Source organism: Bosea sp. ANAM02, assembly GCF_011764485.1.
Classification (GTDB): Bacteria; Pseudomonadota; Alphaproteobacteria; order Rhizobiales; family Beijerinckiaceae; genus Allobosea.
The window spans coordinates 2,912,859-2,937,072 of record NZ_AP022848.1; the positions used below are offsets into that span (position 1 = coordinate 2,912,859).

Sequence of the window (24,214 nt, forward strand, 5' to 3'; positions counted from 1 at the left end):
GCCTATTCACGCGGGAGCGTTCAGCCGGCGCAGGCCTTCGCAATCGCCAGAAATTCCTCGGCCTTGAGGCTGGCGCCACCGACCAGCGCGCCATCGACATTCGCGACATTCATCAGTTCGACAGCATTCGAAGGCTTGACCGAGCCGCCATAGAGCAGGCGCACTCCGGCCGCAGCCTGCTTGCCGAGCAGGCGGCCGAGCTCGGCGCGGATCGCCTCATGCATCTCGCCGACATCGACGGCCGTCGGCGTGAGCCCCGTGCCGATGGCCCAGACCGGCTCATAGGCGACGACGAGGGTGGCGGCCGTCGCGCCATCCGGCACCGAGCCGCGGAGCTGCTTCTTGACGACGGCGAGCGCCTTGCCGGCCTCGCGTTCGTCCTTCGTCTCGCCGACGCAGACGATCGGCACGAGCAGCGCCTTTTGCGCGGCCTCGGCCTTGGCCTTCACCGTGGCGTTGGTCTCGCCATGCAGCGTGCGGCGCTCGGAATGGCCGACGATGCAGAAGCTCGCGCCGGAATCCGCCAGCATCGCGGCGGAGATCTCGCCGGTGAAGGCGCCGGCGGCTTGCGTGCTGCAATCCTGACCGCCGGTCGCGATGCGCGAGCCGATCAGCGCGGCCGTGGCAGCGAAGAGCAGGCTGGCCGGCGGGCAGATCGCGAGATCGACGGTGGCCTTGAGCGACGCGTCGTAGCCCCTGGCCACCTCGGCCGCGATGGCGAGGTCGGCCTTGAGGCCGTTCATCTTCCAGTTGCCGGCCACCAGCGGCTTGATGCTGCGCGTCACGTCGATCCTCCTGAAAATCAGCTCTTTCGGCTCTAGCAACGCCCGGCCGGCACCGCAATCGCGTGCGAAGCGGCATCGTGACGGTGACGGCGATTGCGGCTTTCGCCGCCGGTTCCTATAAGCAGCGCCGACACATACGCGCGCGGGCCGGTTCCCGTGCCACGAGCAGGTTCAAAGAAAGACAGCTTTCATGATGATGCAGGGCATCCGCAAGGCGGGTCAGGGTCTCTTCGGCAAGATCGTGATCGCCATCATGTTCAGCTTCCTCATCATCTCCTTCGCGATCTGGGGCGTGGGCGACATCTTCCGCGGCTATGGCCGCAACGAGGTGGCCAAGGTCGGCAAGACCGAGATCGGCCTCGAGCAGATGCGCAATGCCTATCAGAACGAGATCCAGAATCTGATCCGCCAGCAGCGCCGGCAGATCTCGCCCGAGATGGCGCGCGCGCTCGGCCTCGACCGTCAGGTGCTGTCGCGCCTGCTCACCGAGGCGACGCTTGACCAGACGGCGCAGGGCATGCGGCTTGCGGTGTCGGACGAGACCATCCGCAACCTGATCTTCGACGATCAGGTCTTCCGCGACGCCTCCGGCCAGTTCTCGGCCGCCCGCTTCAACGAACTCCTGCGCTCGAACGGCTACAGCGAGCAGAGCTATGTCGCGCTGCAGCGCTCGACGATCCTGCGCCAGCAGCTCTCCGAGATGGTCGTCGGCGGCCTTTCCGCTCCGCTCGCCCTGCAGGAGGTCGGCAACCGCCTGCGCAACGAGAAGCGCTCGATCACCTTCGCCCGGATGCCGGCGAGCGGCGCCGGCGAGATCGCGGCGCCGACCGAAGACCAGCTCAAGGCCTTCTTCAACGATCGCAAGATCGCTTTCCGCGCCCCGGAATTCCGGACGGCCGCCATTCTCTCGGTCACGGCCGAGACGCTGGCCGACCCTGCCAAGGTCACGGACGAGGAGGCCAAGGCGCGCTACGAGGCGACCAAGGCCCAGCGCTTCACCGCCGCCGAGATGCGCACCGTCCAGCAGATCCCGTTCCCGAACGCCGAGGAGGCGCAGGCCGCCAAGGCCAAGATCGACGGCGGCGAGACCTTCGACGAGATCGCGACCGAGCGGAACGTCGCTTTCAAGGACCTGACGCTCGGCACCTTCACCCGCGAGCAGATGATCGACCCCGCCGTGCGCGATGCCGCCTTCGCACTGGAGGAAGGCGTCGTCAGCGCCCCGGTCACCGGTGCCTTCGGCACGGTGCTGCTGCGTGTCACCAAGGTCGACGGCGCCCATGTGCGCCCGTTCGAGGAGGTGGCCGCCGAGGTGAAGCAGGAGCTGGCGACGAGCCGCGCCGCCAGCCAGGTCACCGAGCTCCACGACAAGATCGAGGACCAGCGCGCTTCGGCCCGCCCGCTCGCCGAGATCGCCAAGGAGCTCAATCTGACGCTGCGCACCGCCGGCCCGATGAGCGCGAGCCTTGCACGTCCTGACGGCTCGAAGGAGGAGGCGCTGCCCGGTGGCGATTCGACGCTGCAGGCGATCTTCCGCTCCGATATCGGCGTCGACAACGAGGCGATCCGCCTGCCCCGCAACACCGGCTATGTCTGGTTCGACGTCACCAAGATCGATCCGGCGCGCGAGCGCGGCTTCGACGAGGTCAAGGCCGAGGTCGAGAAGCAGTGGCGTGCCGACGAGACCGCGACAAAGCTCTCGGACAAGGCGCGCGGGCTGATCGAGCGCCTCGACAAGGGCGAGAGCTTCGACGCGGTCGCGGCCTCGGCCGGACTGACCATCGAGACCGCCGCCGATCTCGGCCGGCAGGACCAGCGCCCGGAGCTGCCGGGCACGGTCGTGGCCCAGGCTTTCGGCATCGCCGCGGGCAAGAGCGGTTCCGCCGCCACCCCCGATGGCGGGCGCATCCTGTTCAAGGTCGAAACGGCGACCGTCGCCCCTTACGTCCGCACGACGCAGGAGGCCGGCAATTTCGAGCGCCTGCTCTCGACCAGCGTGAGCGAGGACATCATGCTGCAATATGTCGCCAAGCGGCAGGCCGAGCTCGGCGTCAGCATCAACGAGGCCGCCTTCCGCAATGCGACGGGCGGGGCGCAGAATTGACGATGCAGCCGCTTCAGGAGTTCGAGCGCTTCGCGCAGACCTACGAAACCGGCGCGCCGCAATTGTTGCGGCAGGTGCTGGTCGGCGATTGCGAAACCCCGGTCGCCGCCTTCCTGAAGCTGCGCCATGCCACGACCGGCCCGGCCTTCCTGCTCGAATCGGTCGAGGGCGGTGCCGTGCGCGGCCGCTATTCGATGATCGGGCTGGAGCCGGACCTGATCTGGCGCTGCCATCACGGGCAGGCCTCGCTCTGCCGCACGGCTTTGGGCGAGAGCTTCCTCGACGATCCGCGCCCGGCCTTCGAGAGCCTGCGCGCCCTGCTGGAAGAGAGCGCCATCCCGGAAGCGGAAGGCCTGCCGCCGATGGCGTCCGGCGTCTTCGGCTATCTCGGCTACGACATGGTGCGCCTGATGGAGCGCCTGCCCGAGCCGAAGGAGACCGGTACCGGCGTGCCTGACGCGATCCTGACGCGGCCGACGCTGATGGTGGTGTTCGACGCGGTGCGCGACGAGATCCATGTCGTGACGCCGGTGCGGCATATGCCAGGCGTCGGGGCGCGCCATGCCTATGAGCGGGCGCAGGAGCGGCTGGAGGCGGTCGTTCGGGCCCTGGAAGGCGCCCTCCCCTTAGAGGCGGAGATCGACATGGCCAACCTGCCGGTCCCGGCGACCACCTCGAACACCAGCGAGGCCGACTATCTGGAGATGGTCGACAAGGCGAAGGAGTACATCCGCGCCGGCGACATCTTCCAGGTCGTGCTGTCGCAGCGCTTCGAGGCGCCCTTCGCGCTGCCGCCCTTCGCGCTCTACCGGGCGCTGCGGCGGGTCAATCCGGCGCCCTTCCTGTGCTATCTCGATTTCGGCGATTTCCAGATCGTCTGCTCGAGCCCGGAGATCCTGGTCCGCCTGCGCGACGACACCGTCACGATCCGGCCGATCGCGGGGACGCGCCGGCGCGGCGCGACCGAGGCCGAGGACAACGCCTTGGCGGCGGAATTGCTCGCCGATCCGAAGGAGCGCGCCGAGCACCTGATGCTGCTCGATCTCGGCCGCAACGATGTCGGCCGCGTCGCCGAGATCGGCACGGTGAAGGTCACCGATTCCTTCTTCATCGAGCGCTACAGCCAGGTCATGCACATCGTCTCGAATGTCGAGGGCAGGATCGACCCGAAGCATGATTCGCTCGGTGCCCTGATCGCCGGCTTCCCGGCCGGGACGGTCTCGGGCGCACCGAAGGTCCGGGCGATGGAGATCATCGACGAGCTGGAGCGCGATGCGCGCGGCGCCTATGCCGGCTGCATCGGCTATTTCGGCGCCAACGGTGAGATGGATACCTGCATCGTGCTGCGCACGGCCGTGGTCAAGGACGGGCGCATGCATGTCCAGGCCGGCGCCGGCATCGTCTACGACTCGAACCCGGCCTCCGAGCAGGAGGAGTGCATCAACAAGGCCAAGGCCCTGTTCCGCGCTGCCGAGGAAGCGATCCGCTTCGCCGCCCGCGGCGGGCGCGGGCAGTAGGCGCCTGTCCGAAACCTATCCCCGTGAGCCCTCATCCTGAGGAGCCATTCCCTTGGGAATGGCGTCTCGAAGGATGGTCCAGGAGGCTCTCAAACCATCTGGAACATCATTTGAGACAGCCCTTCGGGCTTCCTCAGGATGAGGGCTGAAATTTCTAAACGAGCTCCGGGTACTCTCCGTCATTGCCCCCCGAAACGCAAAACGCCCCGCCGGATCGGCGGGGCGTTTCTGTTTCGACGCGCGCCTCAATGCCCCTTGCCGGGCGAGGCCGTCATCTTGTCGACCCAGGCGATGCCGATCGCGGAAATGATGAAGACGACATGAATCAGCGTCTGCAGCAGCACGCCCGCTTCGGTATAGCTCGCCGTCTTGCCGACGATGCCGATATTGCCGGCCTCGATGAAGGTCCTGAGCAGATGGATCGACGAGATGCCGATGATCGCCATGGCGAGCTTGATCTTGAGGATGCTCGCATTGACGTGGCTCAGCCATTCCGGCTGGTCGGGATGCCCCTGCAGCCGCAGGCGCGAAACGAAGGTCTCGTAGCCGCCGACGATCACCATGATCAGCAGGTTCGAGATCATCACCACGTCGATCAGCCCGAGCACGACCAGCATGATCTGCTGCTCGCTGAAGTCGAAGGCATGGGTGACGAGATGCCAGAGCTCCTTGAGGAACAGAAAGACGTAGACGCACTGCGCCACGATGAGGCCGATATAGAGCGGGAGTTGCAGCCAGCGGGAGCTGAAGATCAGGGCCGGCAGCGGCTTCAGGGGGCCGAGCGCGGCAGGCTGGGCGGACGGGTCGCGCGGTTGCGCCATGGTCGGTCTCGATCCTTCGATCACATTGGGTGCAGCGCTAAATGGCGAGGAAACCCGGCCCGCGCAAGCGGCTCGACCGTGCTTTCGGCGGCAAAAGCGACGGGAGCGTGACGACCCAATTATGCCCGGATTGACTGATAACTTCCCCTCTGGTCACCGGACCGCTACATTCAAATCCAAACGGGGGAACATGCGGAGTTCCGCTCGCCTGGTACCGCAGAGGAGTTTCGTCATGATCAGGACGCTCGCCGTCGCAGCAGCCCTTGCCGGCAGCACTTTCCTCGCCCTTCCCGCTTCGGCCGGCGCGCTTGCGCCCGCCACCGCCGCCGTCACCGCCGCGCAGGCAGGCGGAGACCTGGTCCAGACCGTGCAGTGGCGCCGTTACGGCTACGGCCCGCGCTATTACGGCTATCGCCGCGGCCCGGCGATCGGCGCCGGCATCGCGGCCGGCGTCATTGGCGGAGCTCTCGCAGCCGGCGCGCTGGCCGCCCCGCCGCCGGCCGTCTATTACGAGCCGGCCCCGGTCTATGTCGCGCCGCCGGTCGTCTATGCGCCGCCCGTGCCGCGCGCCTATGGCTACAGCATCGAGGATACCGACGCGGTTGCCTACTGCTCGCGCCGCTTCAAGAGCTACAACCCCGAAACCGGGACCTATATCGCCAAGGGCGGCATCGAGCGCGCCTGCCCCTGACAGCAGGCGACAGCGCGATCGCAGACAAGGACTCCCCGCATCGCTGCGGGGAGTTTTTCGTTTCGGCCGGAAACGGCTTGTCATCGCGGCGGCCGTCCCGCCTTATCCTGCCGGCAGCCTGAATCGGAGCATCGCGTGCGGATCGCCACCTGGAACGTCAATTCGGTCAGGCAGCGCCTCGGCCATCTTCTCGACTTCCTGAAGGAGGCGGAGCCCGACGCGCTCTGCCTGCAGGAGATCAAGTGCATGGATGCCGATTTCCCGCGCGCCGAGATCGAGGCCGCCGGCTGGCAGGTCGAGACCCACGGGCAGAAGACCTTCAACGGCGTCGCGATCCTGAGCCGCTCGCGATTGGAGGATGTCCGCCGCGGCCTGCCGGGCGACGATGGCGACGAGCAGGCCCGCTATCTCGAAGGCGTGCTGCCGCTGGGCGACGGCATGGTCCGTGTCGCCTCGATCTACCTGCCGAACGGCAACCCGCCCAATACCGAGAAATATCCCTACAAGCTCGGCTGGATGCATCGCCTGACGGCCCATGCCCGGATGCTGATGGAGCATGAGGAGCCGCTGGTGCTGGCCGGCGACTACAACGTGATCCCCGAGCCGCGCGACGCCCGCGATCCGGCCGCCTGGATCAGCGACGCGCTCTTCCTGCCGCAGACGCGCGCCGCCTTCCGAGGGCTGACGAATCTCGGCCTGACCGAGGCGCTGCGCAGCTCGACCGATGCCTCGGGTCTCTACACCTTCTGGGACTACCAGGCCGGCGCCTGGCAGCGGAACAACGGTATCCGCATCGACCACCTGCTGCTCTCGCCGCAAGCGGCGGACCGGCTCTCGGGCGTCAAGATCGCCAAGCATGTGCGCGGTTGGGACAAGCCCTCGGACCATGTCCCGGTGATGATCGACCTGCACTGAGGGACTGGAAACCGTCATGCTCGGGCTTAACCCGAGCATCTCGGAAACCCACGCGCTCTTGCCATGAGATATTCGGGTCAAACCCGAGAATGACGGCGCCTCAGTTCTGCGGCACGCCGTTGCGCGAACTCACCAGATGCTGGCGCTCGATCAGGGCCAGCGCCGCCGAACGGTCATTGGCCGAAGCAGCCGCGAAAGCCACGTCGTGCCGCTCGATGATCCAGGCTTCGCGGACGGGATCGGCGCCCTCGCGCGCCAGGGCGAGCCACATCAGGCCCAGTACCGGCTGGCGGGGCACACCATCGCCGCCCCGCAGCAGCATCTCGCCGAAGGCCGCGCGAGCAGGCGCGTGGCCCTTCTCCGCCGCGAGCTTCATCCAGCGCGCCGCCTGGCGCCGATCGCGATTGGCGCCCTGCCCGGTCATATAGAGGCGGGCGAGATTGTACTGCCCGTCGGGGTCGCCGAAATAGGATGCGGCGTAATGGAACATGTCGAAGGCCCGGTCGGGATTGGGCTTCACATAGCTGCCCTTGATGCCGTCCGAAAAATAATTGCCGAGCGCGACGAAGGCGCTGCCGACGAGCCGGCCGTCGGCGGTGCCGGGAATCGCGTCCGCGTTCTCGTCCGCGATCTTCGAGAAATACTCGAAGGCCTTGAGATCATTGGCCGGGACGCCCTCGCCACCGGCATACATGCGGCCAAGCTTGTACTGCGCCGTGAGATGGCCCTGCGAGGCCGCGTATTCGAGCGCGCGGACGGCGCCGAGCTTGTTGCCGGCGGTGGAGTCGCGCATCCAAGCCTTGAGCGCGTCGCGCGCGCTGGTGAAGGGCACGAGCGGCAGCGCCGTATGGGCGGTGGGGGTATCGGGAGCTGGAGCGATCGCCGCGGCGCCCGGTCCCGGGACGGAATCGTCCGGCTCCGGCAGCGCGGCGCCCGGAATGGCGCGCGGCGGCAGCAGCTTGGTGCCTGACATATCCTGCGCCAGGACGGCCTGATGGCCGCCGAGCAACAGGAACAGGCATGCTATGGTCGAGCTAGATATCCGCATAGCAATGGGTTTCGGCCGCCCCTCCTGGGTGGGTGACGGCGCCGCCTTTGGCGGAGCCGACGGTCTGCGCGTATTTCCACAGCGCACCGGAATTGTAGTCGGTCTTGCGTGGTTTCCAGTCCTTACGACGCGCTTCAAGTTCGGCATCAGAAAGGCGGACTGCGAGCTTTCCTGTGATGGCGTCGAGTTCGATGATGTCGCCGTCGCGGATCAGGCCGATCGGGCCGCCGACGGCGGCCTCGGGCCCGACATGGCCGACGCAGAAGCCACGGGTGGCGCCCGAGAAGCGACCATCGGTGATGAGCGCCACCTTGTCGCCCATGCCCTGGCCGTAGAGCGCCGCGGTGGTCGCAAGCATCTCGCGCATGCCGGGGCCGCCCTTGGGGCCCTCGTAGCGGATGACGAGCACGTCGCCGACATTGTAGGTCCGGTTCTTGACCGCCTCGAAAGCGTCCTCCTCGCGATCGAAGCACCGGGCCGGCCCGGTGAAGACGAGCTGGTCCTCGGGCATGCCGGCGATCTTCACGATCGCGCCTTCAGGCGCGAGATTGCCCTGAAGGCCGACAACGCCGCCGGTGACCGTGATCGGCTTGTCGGCGCGGTAGACCACATCCTGCTGGTCGTTCCATTTCACCGAGGCCATGTTCTCGGAGATGGTACGGCCCGTGACGGTCATGCAGTCGCCGTGCAGGTAGCCGGCATCGAGCAGGCTCTTCATCACCAGCGGGATGCCGCCGACCTCGAACATGTCCTTGGCGACGTATTTCCCGCCCGGCTTCAGGTCGGCGATATAGGGCGTCTTCTTGAAGATCTCGGCGACCTCGAACAGGTCGAAATCGATGCCGCATTCATGCGCGATCGCCGGCAGGTGCAGCGCGCCATTGGTCGAGCCGCCGGTCGCGGCGACGACCATCGCGGCATTCTCCAGCGCCTTGCGGGTGACGATGTCGCGCGGGCGGATGTTCCGGGCGATCAACTCCATCACCATCTCGCCGGCGGTGTAGCAGAAGGTGTCGCGGACATCGTAGGGCGCCGGCGCGCCGCAGCTATAGGGCAGCGCCAGGCCGATCGCCTCGGCGACCGTCGCCATGGTGTTGGCGGTGAACTGGGCACCGCAGGAGCCGGAGGACGGACAGGCGACCTCCTCGAGCTCCTTCAGGTCCTCGTCCGACATGGCGCCGACCGAATGCTTGCCGACGGCCTCGAACACGTCCTGGACGGTGACCGGACGGCCCTTGAAATTGCCGGGCAGGATCGAGCCGCCATAGATGAAGATCGACGGCACGTTGAGGCGCACCATCGCCATCATCATGCCGGGCAGAGACTTGTCGCAGCCGGCGAGGCCGACCAGCGCATCGTAGCAATGGCCGCGCATGGTGAGCTCGACCGAGTCGGCGATGACCTCGCGCGAGGCGAGCGACGACTTCATGCCCTGGTGGCCCATGGCGATGCCGTCGGTGACGGTGATGGTGCAGAACTCGCGCGGCGTGCCGCTGGCGGAGGCGACGCCCTTCTTCACGGCCTGGGCCTGGCGCATCAGCGAGATGTTGCAGGGGGCGGCCTCGTTCCAGCAGGAAGCGACGCCGACGAAGGGCTGCGCGATCTGCTTCGCGGTCATGCCCATCGCGTAATAATAGGAGCGGTGCGGGGCCTTGGCCGGGCCGACGCTTACATGGCGGCTCGGCAGCCTCGACTTGTCGTACACACGCCCGTCCATCGCCACTCGTCCTGTCCCCCGATCAGCACGGCGCGAAGATGTGCCACGCCCTGCCTGCCGGGAGCAATCGTGCCCCTGGCGACCTGAAAAACATCCGGAACCTCTGCCGGCTCCGCGCGTTCTACCCGATTTCGATATATCTCAGGCACTTAACGCAGGGTTTTGCTGGGCTTCGTTTGTGGCGGCTTCTTGGCGATCGTGGCGCCCGGGATGATGCCAGGCACCGTTCCCGCCGGAGTGTTGCGCCGATGTCACAAAGTTTCAGGCAGCGGAATGACGTAACGTCGGCGAACAGCCGATTTGGGTATGCGAGCCTCATCCTGAGGAGCCGCGAAGGATGAGGGCTGAGGACGATCGAGATGGCTGTCTACAGCACCAGCGGCAGCACGAAGAAGCCGCCGACGATGACCACGACGAGGGCGAGCGCGGTCATCGGCAGGTGCTTCTCGATGAAGATGCGGATGTCGTCGCCGTAGAAGCGCAGGGCCACCGCGATCATCAGGAAGAAGCTGGCGCGCGAGACGACCATGCCGATGGTGAACTTCCACAGATCGAAATGCAGGAAGCCGGACATGATCGTGACGATCTTGAACGGGATCGGCGTCAGGCCCTTGGTGACGAGCACCCAGAACCAGTAATCCTGCGAGGTCGCGATCAGGCTCGCAGCCTTGTCCTGCAGCCCGTAGATGCCGATCAGCCAGGCGCCCACGGATTCATAGAGCAGCGCGCCGATGGCATAGCCGAGATAACCGCCGAGCACGGCGCCCAGCGAACAGATGCCGGCGTAGAACCAGGCCCGGTCCGGCCGGGCTATGCACATCGGGATCAGCAGCGGAATCGGCGGCAGCGGGCTGAACGAGCTTTCGATGAAGGTAATGCCGAAGAGCAGCCATGGGGCGGCAGGATGGGAGGCGTATGAAACGCACCAGTCATAGGCTCGCTTGAGCATGGGTTCTGAACAGCCGGTCCTTGTGCCGCCACGCATTCTGCATGACGGGTTTGCGTCGGGCGCATCTAAGCGGGGTCCGCGAAAGAATGCCAGTCCTCTCTTGGATCAGCGTCAATTTGACGACACCGGCGTGACCGGAATGCGATAGCCGTGATTGGAAACCAAACTTCGCCTCGTCATGGTCGGGCTTGTCCCGACCATCCACGTCTTCATTGATCGAGGACTGTGTTCAAGACGTGGATGCTCGCCACAAGGGCGAGCATGACGGTGAGGTTCGCAGGCGTAGCTATCACCGACGGTCACGCCAGCCGCGCCAGGGCCTCCGCGACCTTGAGCTTGCGGGCCTCGGCCGCGGCCTTGCGCTCGCGGTTCTCCTCGACGATCTCCTCGGGTGCGCGGGCCATGAAATCGGGGTTGCCGAGCTTCTTCTCGACGACCGCGATGTCCTGGTCGAGCTTGGCGAGCTCCTTGGTCAGGCGCGAGCGCTCGGCGTCGAGATCGATCAGACCGGCGAGCGGCAGCGCTGCGACCTCGCCGCGCACGATGATCTGGGCCGACTGGGCCGGCGCCGCCGTCTCGAAACCGATGTCGGAGACGCGGGCGAGACGCTCGATCATCGGCCGCCAGCTCTCGATCGTCGTCCGCGTCGCGGCCGAGGCGTTGACGAGCACGAGCGGCGCCTGCGTGCCGGCCGGAACGTTCACTTCGGAGCGCACCGAGCGGATATCCGAGATCAGGTCGACGACGAAACCGATCTCCGCCTCCGCCGTCGCGTCCTTGAGCGCCGACAGGTCCGGCCAGCGAGTCAGGCAGACCAAGGAGGCATCGCCCTCCGCGAGCTTGCGCGGCGCGCCGGCCTCGGCCTTCTGCGCCCAGAGCTCCTCGGTGAGGAACGGCATGAACGGGTGCAGGAGCTGGCAGATCAGGTCGATGATGTAAGCGACGGTCGCCTGCGTCTCGGCGCGGGCCGCGGCATCGACGCCCTCGCCCTGCAGCACGGGCTTGGCAAGCTCCAGATACCAGTCGCAGAACTGGTTCCAGACGAAGCGATAGGCCGCGCCCGCCGCCTCGTTGAACCTGAAGCTCGGAATGCCGGCGGCGATCTCCTCTGCCGCCTGCGCCGCCTCGCTGAGGATCCAGCGGTTGAGCGGCTGCTTGACGTTCGCGGGATCGAAGCCTTCCGCGCGGGCGCAGCCGTTCAATTCGGCGAAGCGCGCGGCATTCCAGATCTTGGTCGCGAAGTTGCGATAGCCCTCGACGCGCTGCGTGCTGAGCTTGATGTCTCGGCCCTGCGCCGCCATGGCCGACAGCGTGAAGCGCAACGCATCGGCGCCGTATTTGTCGACGATCACCAGCGGATCGATGACGTTGCCCTTCGATTTCGACATCTTCGCGCCCTTCTCGTCGCGAACGATGGCGTGGATGTAGACGTCCTTGAACGGCACCTCGTCCATGAAGTTGAGGCCCATCATCATCATCCGGGCGACCCAGAAGAAGATGATGTCGAAGGCGGTGACCAGCGTCGCCGTCGGGTAATAATGCTTCAGCTCGGCCGTCTGCTCGGGCCAGCCGAGGGTCGAGAACGGCCAGAGCGCCGAGGAGAACCAGGTGTCGAGCACGTCCTCGTCGCGCGTCAGCGCGACGGTGTCGCCGTAATGCGCCATCGCCAGCGTCTGTGCCTCGGCTTCCGACTCGGCGACGAAGACCTCGCCGTCCGGCCCGTACCAGGCCGGGATCTGGTGGCCCCACCAGAGCTGGCGGGAGACGCACCAGGGCTCGATATTCTCCAGCCAGTCGTAATAGACCTTGGTCCAGTTCTCGGGTGTGAACTTGGTCCGCCCGTCCTGCACCGCCTTGATCGAGCGCTGTGCGAGCGGCTTGACGTCGACATACCACTGGTCGGTCAGCCAGGGCTCGATCACGACGTCCGAGCGGTCGCCATGCGGGACGGTATGGGTGTTCGGCTCGACCTTCACGAGGAGGCCGCGCGCGGCCATCATCTCGACGACGCGGCGGCGCGCGACGAAGCGATCGGCGCCGTCGAGCGCCATCGTCTCGGCCTCCGGCTTGGCGCCCGCGAGGAAATCCTCGTTGCCGGCGAGCAGGATGCGCGCCTCGCCGTCGAGGATGTTGACGACGTCGAGCTGGTGACGTTTGCCGACCTCGAAATCGTTGAAATCATGCGCTGGCGTGATCTTGACCGCGCCAGTGCCCTTCTCGGGATCGGCATAGTCGTCGCCGAAGATCGGGATGACACGGCCGACCAGCGGCAGCACGGCCTTGCGGCCGATCAGGTGGCCGATCGTCTCGTTCTCCGGATGCACCGCGACGCCGGTATCGCCCAGCATCGTCTCGGGGCGCGTCGTCGCGACGGTGATATAGGTCGAGGCGTCGTCCGCGTCGTAGGTCGCGCCTTCGAGCGGGTATTTGAAATAGTAGAGATGGCCGTTCGGATCGCGGCTCAGCGCCTTGTCGAGCTTGGCCGCGTCGAATTCCTCCTCGCCGCCGCGCTGCCACTTGAACGTGCCGGTCTTCTCGACCTGCAGAACCTCGAGATCCGAGATCGCGGTCTGGAACTTGGGGTCCCAGTTCACCAGTCGCTTGGCGCGGTAGACCAGGCCCTGCTTGTGCAGGCCGACGAAGACCTTGAGGACGGCGGCGGAGAGCCCCTCGTCCATGGTGAAGCGCTCGCGCGACCAGTCGCAGGAGGCGCCGAGGCGGCGGAGCTGGTTGACGATCGTGCCGCCCGACTCCTCCTTCCACTTCCAGACCTCGGCCAGGAAGGCCTCGCGGCCCATCGTGCGGCGGTCGGTCTTGTTCTCGGCGGCGAGCTTGCGCTCGACGACCATCTGCGTCGCGATGCCGGCATGGTCGGTGCCGGGCTGCCAGAGCACGTCCTTGCCGCGCAGGCGCTCGAAGCGGCAGAGCACGTCCTGCAGCGTGTTGTTGAGCGCGTGGCCCATATGCAGCGAGCCGGTGACGTTCGGCGGCGGGATCACGATGCAATAGGGCTCGGCGCCGGGGACCGCACCCCGGCCTGCCTTGAAGGCTTCAGCCTCGTCCCAGGCCTTGCTGATCCGGGCCTCGACGGCGGCCGGTTCGAAAGTCTTGTCCATCATCGCATCGCTCGAACGCAGAAAGGCCGGGGAACCTGCCCCGGCCGGGAAAATCACGGGCCAAAAAGGTCTCGGCCCTTAAGAGCCCATGCACGGGCCGTGCGTCAACGTTTTCGATGACATGGCGCGCCCTCCGCGGGCGTCAGGCGAGGTTCGACTGGAGGAACCAGAGCGACTTGTCGAGCATGCGCGAATAGGCGGTCAGGATATCGGCGGTGTCGGCATCGCCGGCCTCGTCGCAGGCGTCGATCGCCTCGCGCACCGTGTTCGCGGTCTCGGCATAGCGCTCGATCAGCGCGGCGAGATGGTCCTGAACGGCGACGATCTCGGTCGGGTAGGGCTTGAGCGACGTCGCCTGAGCCGTCGTCTGCGTCGTGCCGAAGGCGATGCCGCCGAGCTGGGCGATACGCTCCGCGACCGTGTCGACATGGGTATCGAGCTCGTCGCGGAAGCCGTCGAGCATCAGGTGGATGCCGATGAAGCCAGGCCCCTTGAGATTCCAGTGCGCCTGCTTGGTGACGAGCGCGAGGTCGATGCCATCGGCAAGACGCTCGTTCAGCAGGCCGATGACCTTGGTCTTGGTGTTCGAGGCCAGGTCGACCCGGCTGGATTTGACCACCTTTGCCGTGGTCGAGTTCTTGGGTGCGCTGCGCGGCGCGGTCTTGGCTGCGGTCTTGGCCATGGCAAACCTCGGATCGGAAGGACGTTCGGAACGGCATAGCGCCGGCGCCGGACGAACCCGGCGCACTTCTCTGATACGCGCGAGCTGCCGCGCGGTTCCGGCCGGATAACCCGTTCCCGCGACGGAACCACATCCGCCCCGCACCGTTGCACCCAACACAGCCAATGACTGCAGGGAGAGCGACATGTCTCGCCACGATGACCAGACCCGCGTCTGGGACCTGATCGATTCCATCAAGTTCGCGATGCTCGTGACCCATGACGGCCAGGGCGACGAATTGCGCGCCAGGCCGATGCATGCCCATGGCGAGCGCGAGGAGGACGCGATCTATTTCCTGACCGATCGCCGCCATCACAAGGATGACGAGATCCAGGTCAACGACAATGTCTGCGTCGCCTTCTCCGATACCGGTGGACAGCGCTATCTTTCTGTAACGGGCACGGCGACCGTGCTCGACGATCGCAAGCGCGTCCACGATCTCTGGGACGCCAGCAACCGCGCTTTCTGGGACGATGAAAACGATCCCAACATCCGAGTGCTGCGCGTGCGGCCCAGCATGGCGGAGTTCTGGGACAGCCCCGGCAAGATCGTCACCAGCGTCAAGATGGCCGCCGCGGCCCTGACCGGCGCTAAGCCCGATCTGGGCGAGAACCGCAAGGTTCGGCTCTGAAACCCGAAGCTATGAGCAGGAAGCCATGATGAAGCTCTTGGTCCACGCCCTCGGGGCCTGGTTCGCAGTCGAGGCGGCCTCCGGCCGCTATCCCCGCCCGGTCGCCGTCGGCCTGACGATGCTGGTCTCACGGCTCGGTGCCCCGGCAACAGCCTTTGCCATGGCAGGCTACGGCCTGATGCGGCTCAAGGAGGCCGGCGCTTTCGAGCCGGCGCGGCCGCGCCGGCGACGAACGGTCAGGACGGAATAGGGCGTGCTTCGCGCCTCCGAAGAGGCACCATCATTCCGGAAAAGCCGCGTCAACGGCCCCGAACCGGCATCCATCGAAAGGCGCCGCATTCTAAGATCGATCCCGGGTCGAGCCCGGGATCACGGCGTGGTTCCACAGGACAGCCTTAGAATTCAGCTGCGGCCGCCGCGCGCGACGCGTTCGATCTCCGCCCGCACCAGCCGCTCGACCATGGTCGGGAGATTGTCGTCGAGCCAGGTCTTGAGCATCGGCTTCAGCATGTCCTTGACCAGATCCTCCAGCGTGCGCGCGTTATTGCTGAGCACGGTCGAGGCCAGCTGGCCGAAGGCATTGGTCACGACGGAGCTGGCCTGATCCGACAGCAGGCTCGCCATGTCCGGCGCGGGCGTGAAGGCGGCCTGCGGTTGAGGCTGTTGCGGCTCCGGCTGAACCGGCGCCGGTTGAGGTTCGACAATTGGGGCTGGCGGTTCCGGCAGCGGAGCCGCGGCGGGCTCCTCCTCCAGGAAGGCAATATCGGCGTCTTCCGGCGTGGGAGGCGCAGGAGCAGGCTCGGCAACCGGCGCCGCTACCAGCGCGGCCTCCGCCCCCAGGTCGAGCACGTCGTCATCGATGGCGGCGACCGGCTCAGGTTCGGGCTCCGGCGCAGGCTCGGCCTGCGGCGCGGCAGATTCCTCTGCCGGCTTCGTCTCGTCGTCCGAGATGATCCGGCGGATGGAGGCGAGGATTTCCTCCATCGACGGTTCGCTGGGCTTGGCTTGCGCGCTCATGATCAGTCTAACCGTTGAACACCGGGCGCGCCGATGGAATCAACGCCGCTCCAAGAGCGCAGTATTCCACGGCATCGATGTCAGACAAGGCGCCAAGCCATTCTCCCACAGGAGAAATCCGCGCTGTTGCCGGACGGCACCGCATCGGAGGGCAGCCTTCCGCCGTCGCGAAAGGCTGCTGCGACGATAGAACGATGGATCGTCGCCGCAGGCTGCGCGCGGCGATCCGTGCGAAGCTCAGCGGCCGTCGGGCGTCTGAGTGCCCCAGAGCTTGCCCTGGACCTGCTCGTAATGCCGGCGCGCATCGTAGATCTCGGCCTTGAGCCTCAGGGTCTGGGCAGAGAGCTTGCCGACCGCCGAGAGGACGGCATAGGAGGCGACGACGCGATCGCGCTGCGCGACGACGAGGCTCGAGCGGGCGCTCACCAGTTCCTGCTGCGCGTTGAGAACGTCGAGTGTCGTGCGCTGGCCGACCTTCGCCTCTTCGCGGACGCCGGACAGCGCCGTGGACGCGGCCTCGACCTGCGCCTGGGCGGCGATGATCTGGGCCTTGGCGGCCTCCAGCCCGCCCCAGGCGGACACGACCGCTGCGCGCACCGTGTCGCGCTGCGTGTCGACCTCGATCCGGCGCTGGCCGGCCGTTTCCTTGGCCTGACGGGTGCGGGCATAAACCTGCCCGCCCTCGTAGATCGGGATGGTCAGCGTGCCGACGAGGCTGGCCGAGAAGCGGTTGTCGCCGGAAAACTGGCTGTCATAGCGCTGCTGGACCACGCCGCGCACACCCACGACCGGGTAGAGATCGGCCTCGGTGACCTTGACCTGAAGCTCGGCGGCATCGACGCCATGCAGCGAGGCAACGATGGCCGGGTGGTTCGACAGGGCCTGGTTGAGCGCGGTCGGCAGGGATTTCGGCAGCAGCCGCTCGACCGGGCGGCCCGGCGCGAGCGAACGCGGTTCGGTTCCGACATTCTGGCGGAAGCGCGCCACCGAGGTCTTCAGGTTCGATTCGGCGAGAATCGCCTGGGAGCGTGCCGAGGACAGGCGGGCCTCCGCCTGCGCCACGTCGGTGCGCGTCACCTCGCCGACCTGGAAGCGGTCGCGCGTCTGGCGCAGCTGTTCCTCGAGAACCTCGACGTTGTTGCGGTTGAGGTTGAGGATCGCCGTGTCGCGTAACACGTTCATATAGGAGGTCGCGGCGTCGAGCAGCACGTTCTGCTCGGTATTGCGCAAGGTGGCGCGGGCGCCCAGCACCTGCGATTCGGACTGTCCGACCGCGCTGCGGGTCTTGCCGGAATCGAAGATGTTCTGGTCGATCTGGACGCCGACGCCGCGCGGGCCGAGGCGCGATACGTTATTGGTATGGACCGGCGAGCTGCTGGCAAAGGCAGGAATGCCCGATTCGGTGATGCTGGCGCCGATATCGGCCGAGGCGGTGATGCGCGGCCGATAGCCTGCCTTCGCCTGCGGCACGTTCTCGTCGGTCGCGCGAACCGATGCACGCTGGGCATTGAGTGTCGGATTGGCGGAATAGGCCCGCGCGAGCGCGGCCTCCATGGTCTGGGCCGAAGCCGAACCTGCCCAGCCGCCAGCCAACGCCAGGGCGAAGGCGGCGGAGAGAGCAAGCCCGGAAATCTTTTCGTCGCGTTTATGCACTGGACGCCTCATGTGCGCACTGAAAGTCGCGCCCAGGCATCGCCCCAGCCTCGGCAGAGTTGCAATTCATACCCGCTCCGGCACCTCCCGCCAACGGACGGGGCGGCGTCGGAATGGTTTCGCTCGCGCAGTGCCGCAAAAATGCGACACTGCCGATCTCAGAAAACGAAGGCCGCCGGACGGCGAAACTCCGCAACGACAGGCGCTGCCGCATCGAAGACCGGCCGGCCCGACACGACGTCGCTGGACTTCAGATAGAGTTTCACCCGCGCGGCGCGGCCGACGCCCTCGACGACGATGAGCCGACCTTCAGGCCGCAGCAGCGGGAAAAGCGTCTCGGGCGCGATCTCGCAGGAGCCGCTCACGAGGATGGCGTCGAAGTTGGCGGGAGCCGGCTGCGCGGCGGTGACCGTGACGCCGCCGGCGCCGGCCCTGCCCAAGGCCGCTTCGGCCAAGGCCCGCGCCGCGGCGTCGGGCTCCCAGAGCACGGCCTTGGCGCCCATATGGTCCATCAGCGCTGCACCGTAGCCCGAGCCGCCGGCATATTCGAGCACGTCCTCGCCCGGTTGCGGATCGAGCTCCTGGATCATCCTCACCGCGACCATCGGGGTCATCAGCGCGCGCCCGGTGCCCGGCAGCGCGATCGACTGATCGAGATAGGCCAGATGGGAGAGGGTCTCGGGAACGAAAGCTTCGCGCGGCACCGAATCCGCCGCGGCGAGCGCGGCCCGGTCGGTGATGTCGTAGGTGCGCAGCTGGCAATCGACCATATTGCGCCGCAGCGAGGTGAAATCGTCCATGACCGAACTCTCCGTCCACGACGGCGACGCTGCAAGATGCGGCCGATGCTCCGGAGGCCGCCGCGAACCGGTGCAGCAATCGCGCCGTTCTTCGGCAGCTTTCTGTTCGAGGCCCGCGCAAAAGGCAAGCGCCGCCTCACCGCAGGCATAAACCAGCCACGGTTAATTCGCTCTGTCGATATGCGGGGAATGCTGGCTCCCGGAGCAGGATTCGAACCTGCGACCAATCGATTAACAGTCGATTGCTCTACCGCTGAGCTATCCGGGAACAACGTGGCGGCGTCTTAGCGGCGCGATCCGGTTAGCGCAAGCCCCTTGCGAGCCGACCAAGCAGATTTGTCATCGTCGTTGTGGAAGATGCGATGCCGGCTTGCGGCGCGGCGCGGCTTGTGGTTAGTGCGCTCTCGCTGAAGCGGCCGCAGCCGTTTCCGCCGGAAGGCCTCGTGGCGGAGTGGTTACGCAGAGGACTGCAAATCCTTGCACCCCGGTTCGATTCCGGGCGAGGCCTCCAATCTTACAGCGCTGATTTCACTGCGCTTTACCGACCAGCCGAAACAATCGCCGCCGATCCTGCCGGGCAACTGATGTGCTCTGCCTCGCAAGCGCGGAACCATTTGCCTCGCGCGATGTTGTCCCAGCGGATTTTCGAGTGGTGCCCGGCGACGGCAGTCGAGCGGGCGAGGGCATGGAGCCCAGACGAGCCCCATCGGCGCAACCGGTGGGGCTCTCTCGTTTCACGCACGCCGCTTCGAGCCTTTACTTGCATCGCCTATGTGCCGGCTTTTTCAGCGCGCGCCGGAGCTGCGCTGAAACATGTCCGGCATCACGCGTTCGGGGAAGGTCAGCGACGTCACGGCGACGATCACCGTCAGGCCGATAACGGCCAGCCAGAGCCAGAAATCCAGAGGCGGCTTTTTGCGATGTATCATCCTGAAAGGGACGCCCGAATGGCCTCGGAGTTCCCCTGCTCAGGCGATCAACGACACCATCGCCGCTTTTCGTGAACGCATCAGCCCTTTCGAGCGGCGGCAATGGGTGATTCCGGAGAGGCGTCGCGCGCGCCCGCGCCGCGCCGCAGCCCCGATCCATGCCTGATCGCCAGCGACAGAATCGTCCGGCCGACGGCTTCCGGCAGGTCGGCATCCAACATCACGCGCAGGCGGCCGGCTCCGGCCTCCACCGCGGAAACCTCGAAGCCGGGAGCCTGGGGCTTCCGGAAAGTTCGCGGGCGGCGCGAAGCGAACAGATCGTCCAGCTTCCGGCCCATCTCTCCGAGCTCGAGATCGAGTCCCGCTTCCGCCAATGCATCCATCTTTCAACAGCCGCCCATCTGGAACCATCGTTCAGGCTGTGATTCGCCTTAAGGATTTCGTTTACAAATCGTTAAAATTTGAGCTAGTGACGCCTGCCTGTTCGAGGCGGAGTAGCGTCATGGTCGAAGCCATTGTGATAGCGGTCCTCATGGCCGGGACGGCGGGCGCGTCCTGGCTGGTCGCCGACTTTCTGCATCTGCCACTGGAACTCTGAGCAGACGGTCGCGGATTCGGCAAGGAACGACGCCGTCGCGAAAGCGCGCAGGCCCTCGCCCTGCGCAAATCTTCTCCCAGGATAATCTTCTTTCAGCCCGTGACCGAATCCGTCCCGGCTGCGTTGACCGGGAGCGAATGGCCCGCACGCTGCCGCCGGCCGGATGAGGAACGATGACCGAACGCGCCCTGCACTGGTTCCGCAACGACCTGAGACTGGCCGACAATCCGGCCTTGGCCGCAGCGACGGAGGCCGGGCCGGTCCTTTGCCTCTACATCCTCGATACCAGCCCGGATCGCCGGCCGATCGGCGGGGCCTCGCGCTGGTGGCTGTCGCGCTCGCTCGCTGTACTCGACGACGCCCTTGCCAGGAAGGGCGGGCGGCTGGTCGTGATGGCAGGCGACCCCGCCCTCCTGCTGCCGCGGATCGTGGCTGAGGCCGGGATCAAGCTGGTCACCTGGAATCGCCGCTACGAGGCTGCGGAGATCGCGCTCGACCGCAAGCTGAAGGAGGCGCTCACAGCAGACGGCATCACGGTCCGCAGCTTCAACAGCCATCTGCTGAACGAGCCTTGGCAGATCACCACCAAGACCGGACAACCGATGAAGGTGTTCACGCCCTATTGGCGCGCCGCCCGCCAGAAGGGTGACCCGTGCGCTCCGACCCCTGCCCCCAGGGCAATCTCCGCGCTTCCCCTGCCCGATTCGATCAAACCGCTGGCGGTGTCGCTGGGCGATCTCGGCCTCGAACCGACCAAGCCGGACTGGGCCGGCGGCCTGCGGGAGGCATGGGCGCCGGGAGAAGCGGGCGCCGCGACCCGGCTCGACGAGTTCATCGGTAGCGGTCTCGCCGGCTATGCCGAGGCTCGCGACCGGCCGGACCGGGCCGCGACCTCCCGCCTCTCGCCGCATCTGCATTTCGGCGAAATCGGCCCGCGGCAGGTCTGGCACGCGCTCCAGCATGCGCGCGCGGCCGGCGAGGCCGCAGGCTCGGAGCGCGACGCCGAGAAATTCCTCTCCGAGATCGGCTGGCGGGAGTTCTCGCACCACCTGCTCTTCCACAATCCGGAACTGGCCACCCGCAACTACGATTCGCGATTCGATGCCTTTCCCTGGGAGCCCGACCACAAGGCCTTGCGCCGCTGGCAACGCGGGCAGACCGGCATCCCACTCGTCGATGCCGGCATGCGCGAACTCTGGACGACCGGCTGGATGCATAACCGCGTCCGGATGGTCGTCGCCTCCTTCCTGATCAAGCATCTGCTGCAGGACTGGCGGGCGGGCGAGGCCTGGTTCTGGGATACGCTGGTCGATGCCGACGCCGCCAACAACGCCGCGAGCTGGCAATGGGTCGCGGGCTCCGGCGCCGACGCCTCGCCCTATTTCCGCATCTTCAATCCGGTGACGCAGGGCGAAACCCACGACCCCAAGGGGGCTTACGTTCGCCAGTGGGTGCCGGAGCTGGCCGGGCTGTCCGACAAGGATATCCACCAGCCCTGGAAGGCTTCGGAAAAGGCGCTGCGCGAGGCAGGCATTCGAATCGGCGAGACCTACCCTGCCCCGCTGATCGATCTCGCCTTCGGGCGCCAGCGTGCGCTCGACGCCTTCGCCACGATCCGCAGCGGCTGACCGGTTCAGCCGCTGCGCTCTGCGAAGCGGCGCATCAGCGCGAAATAGACGGGGTAAGGCAGCAGGCGCGCGAGTTTCAGGATCCAGGCGAGGCGGCGCGGTACGGTGATCTCGAAGCCGCCGCGCTCGAATCCGTCGACGATTCGCCGCGCGCCGTCCTCCACCGTCTGCAGGAACGGCATCGGGAAGCGGCGGCCTTCCGTCATCGGCGTCTCGATGAAGCCGGGATTGACCAGTTGCAGGCGGATGCCGGCCGCCTCGCAATCGAATCGCATCGATTCGCAGAAATAGATCGCGCCGGCCTTGGCGGCACCATAGGCGGCCGCGCCCGGCAGGCCACGATAGCCGACGAGCGAGGCGTTGACCGCGATCTGCCCGGCACCGCGCGCGACCATCCGCGGCTGCACGGCGAAGAAGCTCTTGGCGACGCCGAGCAGGTTGACCCCGACGACCCGTTCGACCGTCTCGACATCGATCGCCCTGCCCTGGCCCGACGCGATGCCGGCATTGAGGAAGGCGAGCGCGATCGGCCCATGGATGCTTTCGATCGCATCGGTGACGTCGCGCATGCCCTGCGCATCGGTGACGTCGCCGGCATGGGCGACGATGCGGCCGGGCAGTTTCTCGGCGCCGCGGGCGAGGCGCTCCAGCGCCTCCAGCCGCCGGGCCGTGACGGCAACCGTCCAGCCTCGGCGCGCCAGCTCGAGCGCGACCGCGGCCCCGATACCGGAACTGGCGCCGGTGATCCAGGCGACGCCGTCCTGCGGCTTCATGCGGGGCAAAACCATGGCGGCTCCGGGTTGGCGGGACATCATCTAGGCATGAAAGCCCGCGCCCGGAAGCCATGCGCCCCAAGTCATCCCCGCTATCCCGCCAAGGAGGTGGCACCTCGCCGGCAATCGGTGCAGTCTGCCGGGCGAAGGCGTCCCCGCGCCACCATGAGACACGAGACGATGCCGACCGAACTGCTCTTCCGCAACGATGCCTATCTCAAGGAAACGCCCGCGACGGTCGAGGCGGTGAACGAGCGCGGCGGCATCATCCTCGACCGCACGAATTTCTACGCGACCGGCGGCGGCCAGCCAGGCGATGCCGGGCATCTGCGCCGCGCCGACGGCAGCGAGATCGCGATCGCCACCACGATCTACGACCCAGAGGACAAGAGCCGGGTCATCCATGTTCCGGCCGAGGGGCAGGCCCTGCCGGCGCCGGGCGAGGCGGTCACCGCCGTGCTCGACTGGGAGCGCCGCTTCAAGCGCATGCGCGTCCATACCGCGCTGCACCTGCTCAGCGTCGTGCTGGCCTTCCCGGTCACCGGCGGCTCGATCGGCGATGGCGACGGAAGGCTCGATTTCGACATTCCCGAAGGCGGGCTCGACAAGGCCGAGGTTTCCGAGAAGCTCAACGCGTTGGTCGCCCGCAACGCCGACGTCACCGAGCGCTGGATCACCGACGAGCAACTCGACGCCAATCCCGGTCTGGTCAAGACGATGTCGGTGAAGCCGCCGCGCGGCTCGGGGCGCGTCCGGCTCGTCGCCATCGGCGATATCGATCTCCAACCCTGCGGGGGCACCCATGTCCGCAATACCGCCGAGATCGGCGCGGTCGCGGTCACCGATATCGAGAAGAAGGGCAAGCAGAACCGGCGCGTCCGGATCGCGCTCGCCTGAGAACACCAAAGCTGATGCCCAGAGGATACGCCTATGGCCCGTGAAGACGTTTTCGTTTCGACCGAGTGGCTGGCCGAGCGCCTGAACGCGCCCGATATCGTCGTGGTCGATGCCTCCTGGTACCTGCCGGCGCAGAAGCGCGACGGCGCGGCCGAATACGCCGCGCGCCGCATTCCGGGCGCGGTCCATTTCGATATCGACAAGATCAAGGACAGCACCTCGTCCCTGCCCCACATGCTGCCCTCGGCGCCGGAATTCGCGGCGGCCGTCGGCGCGCTCGGCATCGGGGACGGCATGCGCATCGTCGTCTATGACGGGCTCGGCTTCTTCGCGGCGCCGCGCGTGCGCTGGACCTTCAAGGTGTTCGGCGCGCGTGATGTCGTCATCCTCGATGGCGGCTTCCCGAAATGGCTGGCCGAAGGCCGCCCGGTCGAGGAAGACAGCCCGAAGGCGCGCAAGCCCCGCAGCTTCACCGCAAGGCTCGACAACGGCGCCGTCGCCGACGCGGACGATATTGCGCGCGCCACCGCCTCGCAGGCGATCCAGGTGGTCGATGCCCGCGCCGCCGACCGCTTCCGTGGCGAGGCGCCGGAGCCGCGGCCGGGCCTGGCCTCCGGCCATATCCCCGGTTCGCTCAACCTGCCGTCGTCGCAGCTCACCACCGATGGCCGGCTGAAATCCCCGGAAGAGATCGTCGCGCTGTTCAGGGATGCCGGCGTCGATCTCGACAAGCCCTCGATCATGACCTGCGGCTCGGGCGTCTCGGCCGTGATCCTGTCGACGGCGCTCGAGACCGTCGGCAAGCCAGCCAAGGCGATCTATGACGGCTCCTGGTCCGAATGGGGCATGGGCGAGCGGCCTGTCGCGACGGGCCCGGCGAAGCAGGCTTGAGCGGGAGATCGCC

22 protein-coding genes and 2 tRNA genes are annotated in these 24,214 nt (G+C 66.9%); 10 read left to right on the forward strand and 14 right to left on the reverse strand.

Going from position 1 to position 24,214, the window contains the following annotated elements:
• Nucleotides 1-20: 20 nt before the first annotated feature.
• Complete coding sequence (gene tpiA, locus OCUBac02_RS14035; protein WP_173046426.1) at nucleotides 21-785, reverse strand: triose-phosphate isomerase; 765 nt, start codon at nucleotides 783-785, stop codon at nucleotides 21-23.
• 190 nt (nucleotides 786-975) lie between these two features.
• On the opposite strand from tpiA, the gene OCUBac02_RS14040 reads away from it, so the two are divergent.
• Entirely contained in the window at nucleotides 976-2,889 is a 1,914-nt protein-coding gene (locus OCUBac02_RS14040; RefSeq protein ID WP_173046428.1) for a peptidylprolyl isomerase, read from the forward strand.
• A gap of 2 nt (nucleotides 2,890-2,891) precedes the next feature.
• Nucleotides 2,892-4,406, forward strand: coding sequence for an anthranilate synthase component I (trpE, locus tag OCUBac02_RS14045; protein WP_173046430.1), 1,515 nt, complete (start codon nucleotides 2,892-2,894; stop codon nucleotides 4,404-4,406).
• 245 nt (nucleotides 4,407-4,651) lie between these two features.
• Here the strand turns inward: trpE and OCUBac02_RS14050 are convergent, their stop codons facing one another.
• Nucleotides 4,652-5,227, reverse strand: a complete 576-nt coding sequence (locus OCUBac02_RS14050) for a TIGR00645 family protein (protein ID WP_173046432.1) — start codon at nucleotides 5,225-5,227, stop codon at nucleotides 4,652-4,654.
• 232 nt (nucleotides 5,228-5,459) lie between these two features.
• Between OCUBac02_RS14050 and OCUBac02_RS14055 the strand changes: the two genes are divergently transcribed.
• Both OCUBac02_RS14055 and xth read left to right on the forward strand, forming a co-directional pair.
• Nucleotides 5,460-5,918, forward strand: coding sequence for a BA14K family protein (locus tag OCUBac02_RS14055; RefSeq protein ID WP_173046434.1), 459 nt, complete (start codon nucleotides 5,460-5,462; stop codon nucleotides 5,916-5,918).
• A 135-nt stretch (nucleotides 5,919-6,053) separates the two neighbouring features.
• On the forward strand, nucleotides 6,054-6,833 hold the full coding sequence (xth, locus tag OCUBac02_RS14060; RefSeq protein ID WP_173046436.1) for an exodeoxyribonuclease III: 780 nt from the start codon (nucleotides 6,054-6,056) through the stop codon (nucleotides 6,831-6,833).
• A 100-nt stretch (nucleotides 6,834-6,933) separates the two neighbouring features.
• On the opposite strand, the gene OCUBac02_RS14065 is transcribed toward xth, so the two are convergent.
• The 5 genes from OCUBac02_RS14065 to dps form a co-directional block, all read right to left on the reverse strand.
• On the reverse strand, nucleotides 6,934-7,806 hold the full coding sequence (locus OCUBac02_RS14065) for a tetratricopeptide repeat protein (RefSeq protein WP_173046438.1): 873 nt from the start codon (nucleotides 7,804-7,806) through the stop codon (nucleotides 6,934-6,936).
• Nucleotides 7,807-7,867: 61 nt separating this feature from the next.
• Nucleotides 7,868-9,598 (reverse strand): dihydroxy-acid dehydratase, encoded by a 1,731-nt coding sequence (ilvD, locus tag OCUBac02_RS14070; RefSeq protein ID WP_047573476.1) that lies wholly within the window; start codon nucleotides 9,596-9,598, stop codon nucleotides 7,868-7,870.
• 367 nt (nucleotides 9,599-9,965) lie between these two features.
• Nucleotides 9,966-10,547 (reverse strand): YqaA family protein, encoded by a 582-nt coding sequence (locus tag OCUBac02_RS14075; RefSeq protein WP_047573478.1) that lies wholly within the window; start codon nucleotides 10,545-10,547, stop codon nucleotides 9,966-9,968.
• A gap of 299 nt (nucleotides 10,548-10,846) precedes the next feature.
• On the reverse strand, nucleotides 10,847-13,666 hold the full coding sequence (locus OCUBac02_RS14080) for a valine--tRNA ligase (protein ID WP_173046440.1): 2,820 nt from the start codon (nucleotides 13,664-13,666) through the stop codon (nucleotides 10,847-10,849).
• A gap of 139 nt (nucleotides 13,667-13,805) precedes the next feature.
• Entirely contained in the window at nucleotides 13,806-14,345 is a 540-nt protein-coding gene (gene dps, locus OCUBac02_RS14085) for a DNA starvation/stationary phase protection protein Dps (protein WP_173046442.1), read from the reverse strand.
• Nucleotides 14,346-14,529: 184 nt separating this feature from the next.
• On the opposite strand from dps, the gene OCUBac02_RS14090 reads away from it, so the two are divergent.
• Nucleotides 14,530-15,015 (forward strand): pyridoxamine 5'-phosphate oxidase family protein, encoded by a 486-nt coding sequence (locus OCUBac02_RS14090; protein ID WP_173046444.1) that lies wholly within the window; start codon nucleotides 14,530-14,532, stop codon nucleotides 15,013-15,015.
• A gap of 25 nt (nucleotides 15,016-15,040) precedes the next feature.
• A complete protein-coding gene (locus tag OCUBac02_RS14095) occupies nucleotides 15,041-15,265 on the forward strand; it encodes a hypothetical protein (RefSeq protein WP_173046446.1) in 225 nt (74 codons plus the stop codon).
• 152 nt (nucleotides 15,266-15,417) lie between these two features.
• Here OCUBac02_RS14095 and OCUBac02_RS14100 read toward each other — a convergent pair whose 3' ends face one another.
• The 4 genes from OCUBac02_RS14100 to OCUBac02_RS14115 form a co-directional block, all read right to left on the reverse strand.
• A complete protein-coding gene (locus tag OCUBac02_RS14100; protein ID WP_244638939.1) occupies nucleotides 15,418-16,032 on the reverse strand; it encodes a PopZ family protein in 615 nt (204 codons plus the stop codon).
• 237 nt (nucleotides 16,033-16,269) lie between these two features.
• The gene (locus OCUBac02_RS14105) at nucleotides 16,270-17,685 is read right to left on the reverse strand and encodes a TolC family outer membrane protein (RefSeq protein ID WP_244638940.1); all 1,416 of its coding nucleotides are present in this window, start codon (nucleotides 17,683-17,685) and stop codon (nucleotides 16,270-16,272) included.
• 158 nt (nucleotides 17,686-17,843) lie between these two features.
• A complete protein-coding gene (locus tag OCUBac02_RS14110; RefSeq protein ID WP_173046450.1) occupies nucleotides 17,844-18,485 on the reverse strand; it encodes a protein-L-isoaspartate O-methyltransferase family protein in 642 nt (213 codons plus the stop codon).
• A 193-nt stretch (nucleotides 18,486-18,678) separates the two neighbouring features.
• Nucleotides 18,679-18,753: transfer RNA gene (locus OCUBac02_RS14115), tRNA-Asn, on the reverse strand.
• A 169-nt stretch (nucleotides 18,754-18,922) separates the two neighbouring features.
• Here OCUBac02_RS14115 and OCUBac02_RS14120 point away from each other — a divergent pair.
• Nucleotides 18,923-18,996: transfer RNA gene (locus tag OCUBac02_RS14120), tRNA-Cys, on the forward strand.
• A gap of 274 nt (nucleotides 18,997-19,270) precedes the next feature.
• Here the strand turns inward: OCUBac02_RS14120 and OCUBac02_RS14125 are convergent.
• Nucleotides 19,271-19,414, reverse strand: coding sequence for a hypothetical protein (locus OCUBac02_RS14125; RefSeq protein ID WP_156134655.1), 144 nt, complete (start codon nucleotides 19,412-19,414; stop codon nucleotides 19,271-19,273).
• A gap of 80 nt (nucleotides 19,415-19,494) precedes the next feature.
• Nucleotides 19,495-19,797: a hypothetical protein gene (locus tag OCUBac02_RS14130; RefSeq protein WP_047577099.1), complete on the reverse strand. Its 303-nt coding sequence runs from the start codon at nucleotides 19,795-19,797 to the stop codon at nucleotides 19,495-19,497.
• A 388-nt stretch (nucleotides 19,798-20,185) separates the two neighbouring features.
• On the opposite strand from OCUBac02_RS14130, the gene OCUBac02_RS14135 reads away from it, so the two are divergent.
• Nucleotides 20,186-21,640, forward strand: a complete 1,455-nt coding sequence (locus OCUBac02_RS14135; protein WP_173046452.1) for a cryptochrome/photolyase family protein — start codon at nucleotides 20,186-20,188, stop codon at nucleotides 21,638-21,640.
• Between the two features lie 5 nt (nucleotides 21,641-21,645).
• Here OCUBac02_RS14135 and OCUBac02_RS14140 read toward each other — a convergent pair whose 3' ends face one another.
• Nucleotides 21,646-22,428: an SDR family NAD(P)-dependent oxidoreductase gene (locus tag OCUBac02_RS14140; RefSeq protein ID WP_173046454.1), complete on the reverse strand. Its 783-nt coding sequence runs from the start codon at nucleotides 22,426-22,428 to the stop codon at nucleotides 21,646-21,648.
• A gap of 165 nt (nucleotides 22,429-22,593) precedes the next feature.
• Here OCUBac02_RS14140 and OCUBac02_RS14145 point away from each other — a divergent pair, with 165 nt between their 5' ends.
• Both OCUBac02_RS14145 and sseA read left to right on the forward strand, forming a co-directional pair.
• Nucleotides 22,594-23,310, forward strand: coding sequence for an alanyl-tRNA editing protein (locus OCUBac02_RS14145; RefSeq protein WP_173046456.1), 717 nt, complete (start codon nucleotides 22,594-22,596; stop codon nucleotides 23,308-23,310).
• A gap of 33 nt (nucleotides 23,311-23,343) precedes the next feature.
• The gene (gene sseA, locus OCUBac02_RS14150; protein WP_173046458.1) at nucleotides 23,344-24,201 is read left to right on the forward strand and encodes a 3-mercaptopyruvate sulfurtransferase; all 858 of its coding nucleotides are present in this window, start codon (nucleotides 23,344-23,346) and stop codon (nucleotides 24,199-24,201) included.
• Nucleotides 24,202-24,214: the final 13 nt, after the last annotated feature.

Coding starts and splice junctions, on each gene's coding strand:
- OCUBac02_RS14075 (WP_047573478.1), bottom strand. CDS start 10,547: ATGCTCAAGCGAGCCTATGACTGGTGCGTTTCATACGCCTCCCATCCT.
- ilvD (WP_047573476.1), bottom strand. CDS start 9,598: ATGGACGGGCGTGTGTACGACAAGTCGAGGCTGCCGAGCCGCCATGTA.
- OCUBac02_RS14100 (WP_244638939.1), bottom strand. CDS start 16,032: ATGAGCGCGCAAGCCAAGCCCAGCGAACCGTCGATGGAGGAAATCCTC.
- dps (WP_173046442.1), bottom strand. CDS start 14,345: ATGGCCAAGACCGCAGCCAAGACCGCGCCGCGCAGCGCACCCAAGAAC.
- OCUBac02_RS14080 (WP_173046440.1), bottom strand. CDS start 13,666: ATGATGGACAAGACTTTCGAACCGGCCGCCGTCGAGGCCCGGATCAGC.
- OCUBac02_RS14135 (WP_173046452.1), top strand. CDS start 20,186: ATGACCGAACGCGCCCTGCACTGGTTCCGCAACGACCTGAGACTGGCC.
- sseA (WP_173046458.1), top strand. CDS start 23,344: ATGGCCCGTGAAGACGTTTTCGTTTCGACCGAGTGGCTGGCCGAGCGC.
- OCUBac02_RS14110 (WP_173046450.1), bottom strand. CDS start 18,485: ATGGACGATTTCACCTCGCTGCGGCGCAATATGGTCGATTGCCAGCTG.
- OCUBac02_RS14130 (WP_047577099.1), bottom strand. CDS start 19,797: ATGGATGCATTGGCGGAAGCGGGACTCGATCTCGAGCTCGGAGAGATG.
- OCUBac02_RS14055 (WP_173046434.1), top strand. CDS start 5,460: ATGATCAGGACGCTCGCCGTCGCAGCAGCCCTTGCCGGCAGCACTTTC.
- OCUBac02_RS14095 (WP_173046446.1), top strand. CDS start 15,041: ATGATGAAGCTCTTGGTCCACGCCCTCGGGGCCTGGTTCGCAGTCGAG.
- OCUBac02_RS14040 (WP_173046428.1), top strand. CDS start 976: ATGATGATGCAGGGCATCCGCAAGGCGGGTCAGGGTCTCTTCGGCAAG.
- OCUBac02_RS14140 (WP_173046454.1), bottom strand. CDS start 22,428: ATGGTTTTGCCCCGCATGAAGCCGCAGGACGGCGTCGCCTGGATCACC.
- OCUBac02_RS14125 (WP_156134655.1), bottom strand. CDS start 19,414: ATGATACATCGCAAAAAGCCGCCTCTGGATTTCTGGCTCTGGCTGGCC.
- trpE (WP_173046430.1), top strand. CDS start 2,892: ATGCAGCCGCTTCAGGAGTTCGAGCGCTTCGCGCAGACCTACGAAACC.
- OCUBac02_RS14090 (WP_173046444.1), top strand. CDS start 14,530: ATGTCTCGCCACGATGACCAGACCCGCGTCTGGGACCTGATCGATTCC.
- OCUBac02_RS14050 (WP_173046432.1), bottom strand. CDS start 5,227: ATGGCGCAACCGCGCGACCCGTCCGCCCAGCCTGCCGCGCTCGGCCCC.
- OCUBac02_RS14065 (WP_173046438.1), bottom strand. CDS start 7,806: ATGTCAGGCACCAAGCTGCTGCCGCCGCGCGCCATTCCGGGCGCCGCG.
- OCUBac02_RS14145 (WP_173046456.1), top strand. CDS start 22,594: ATGCCGACCGAACTGCTCTTCCGCAACGATGCCTATCTCAAGGAAACG.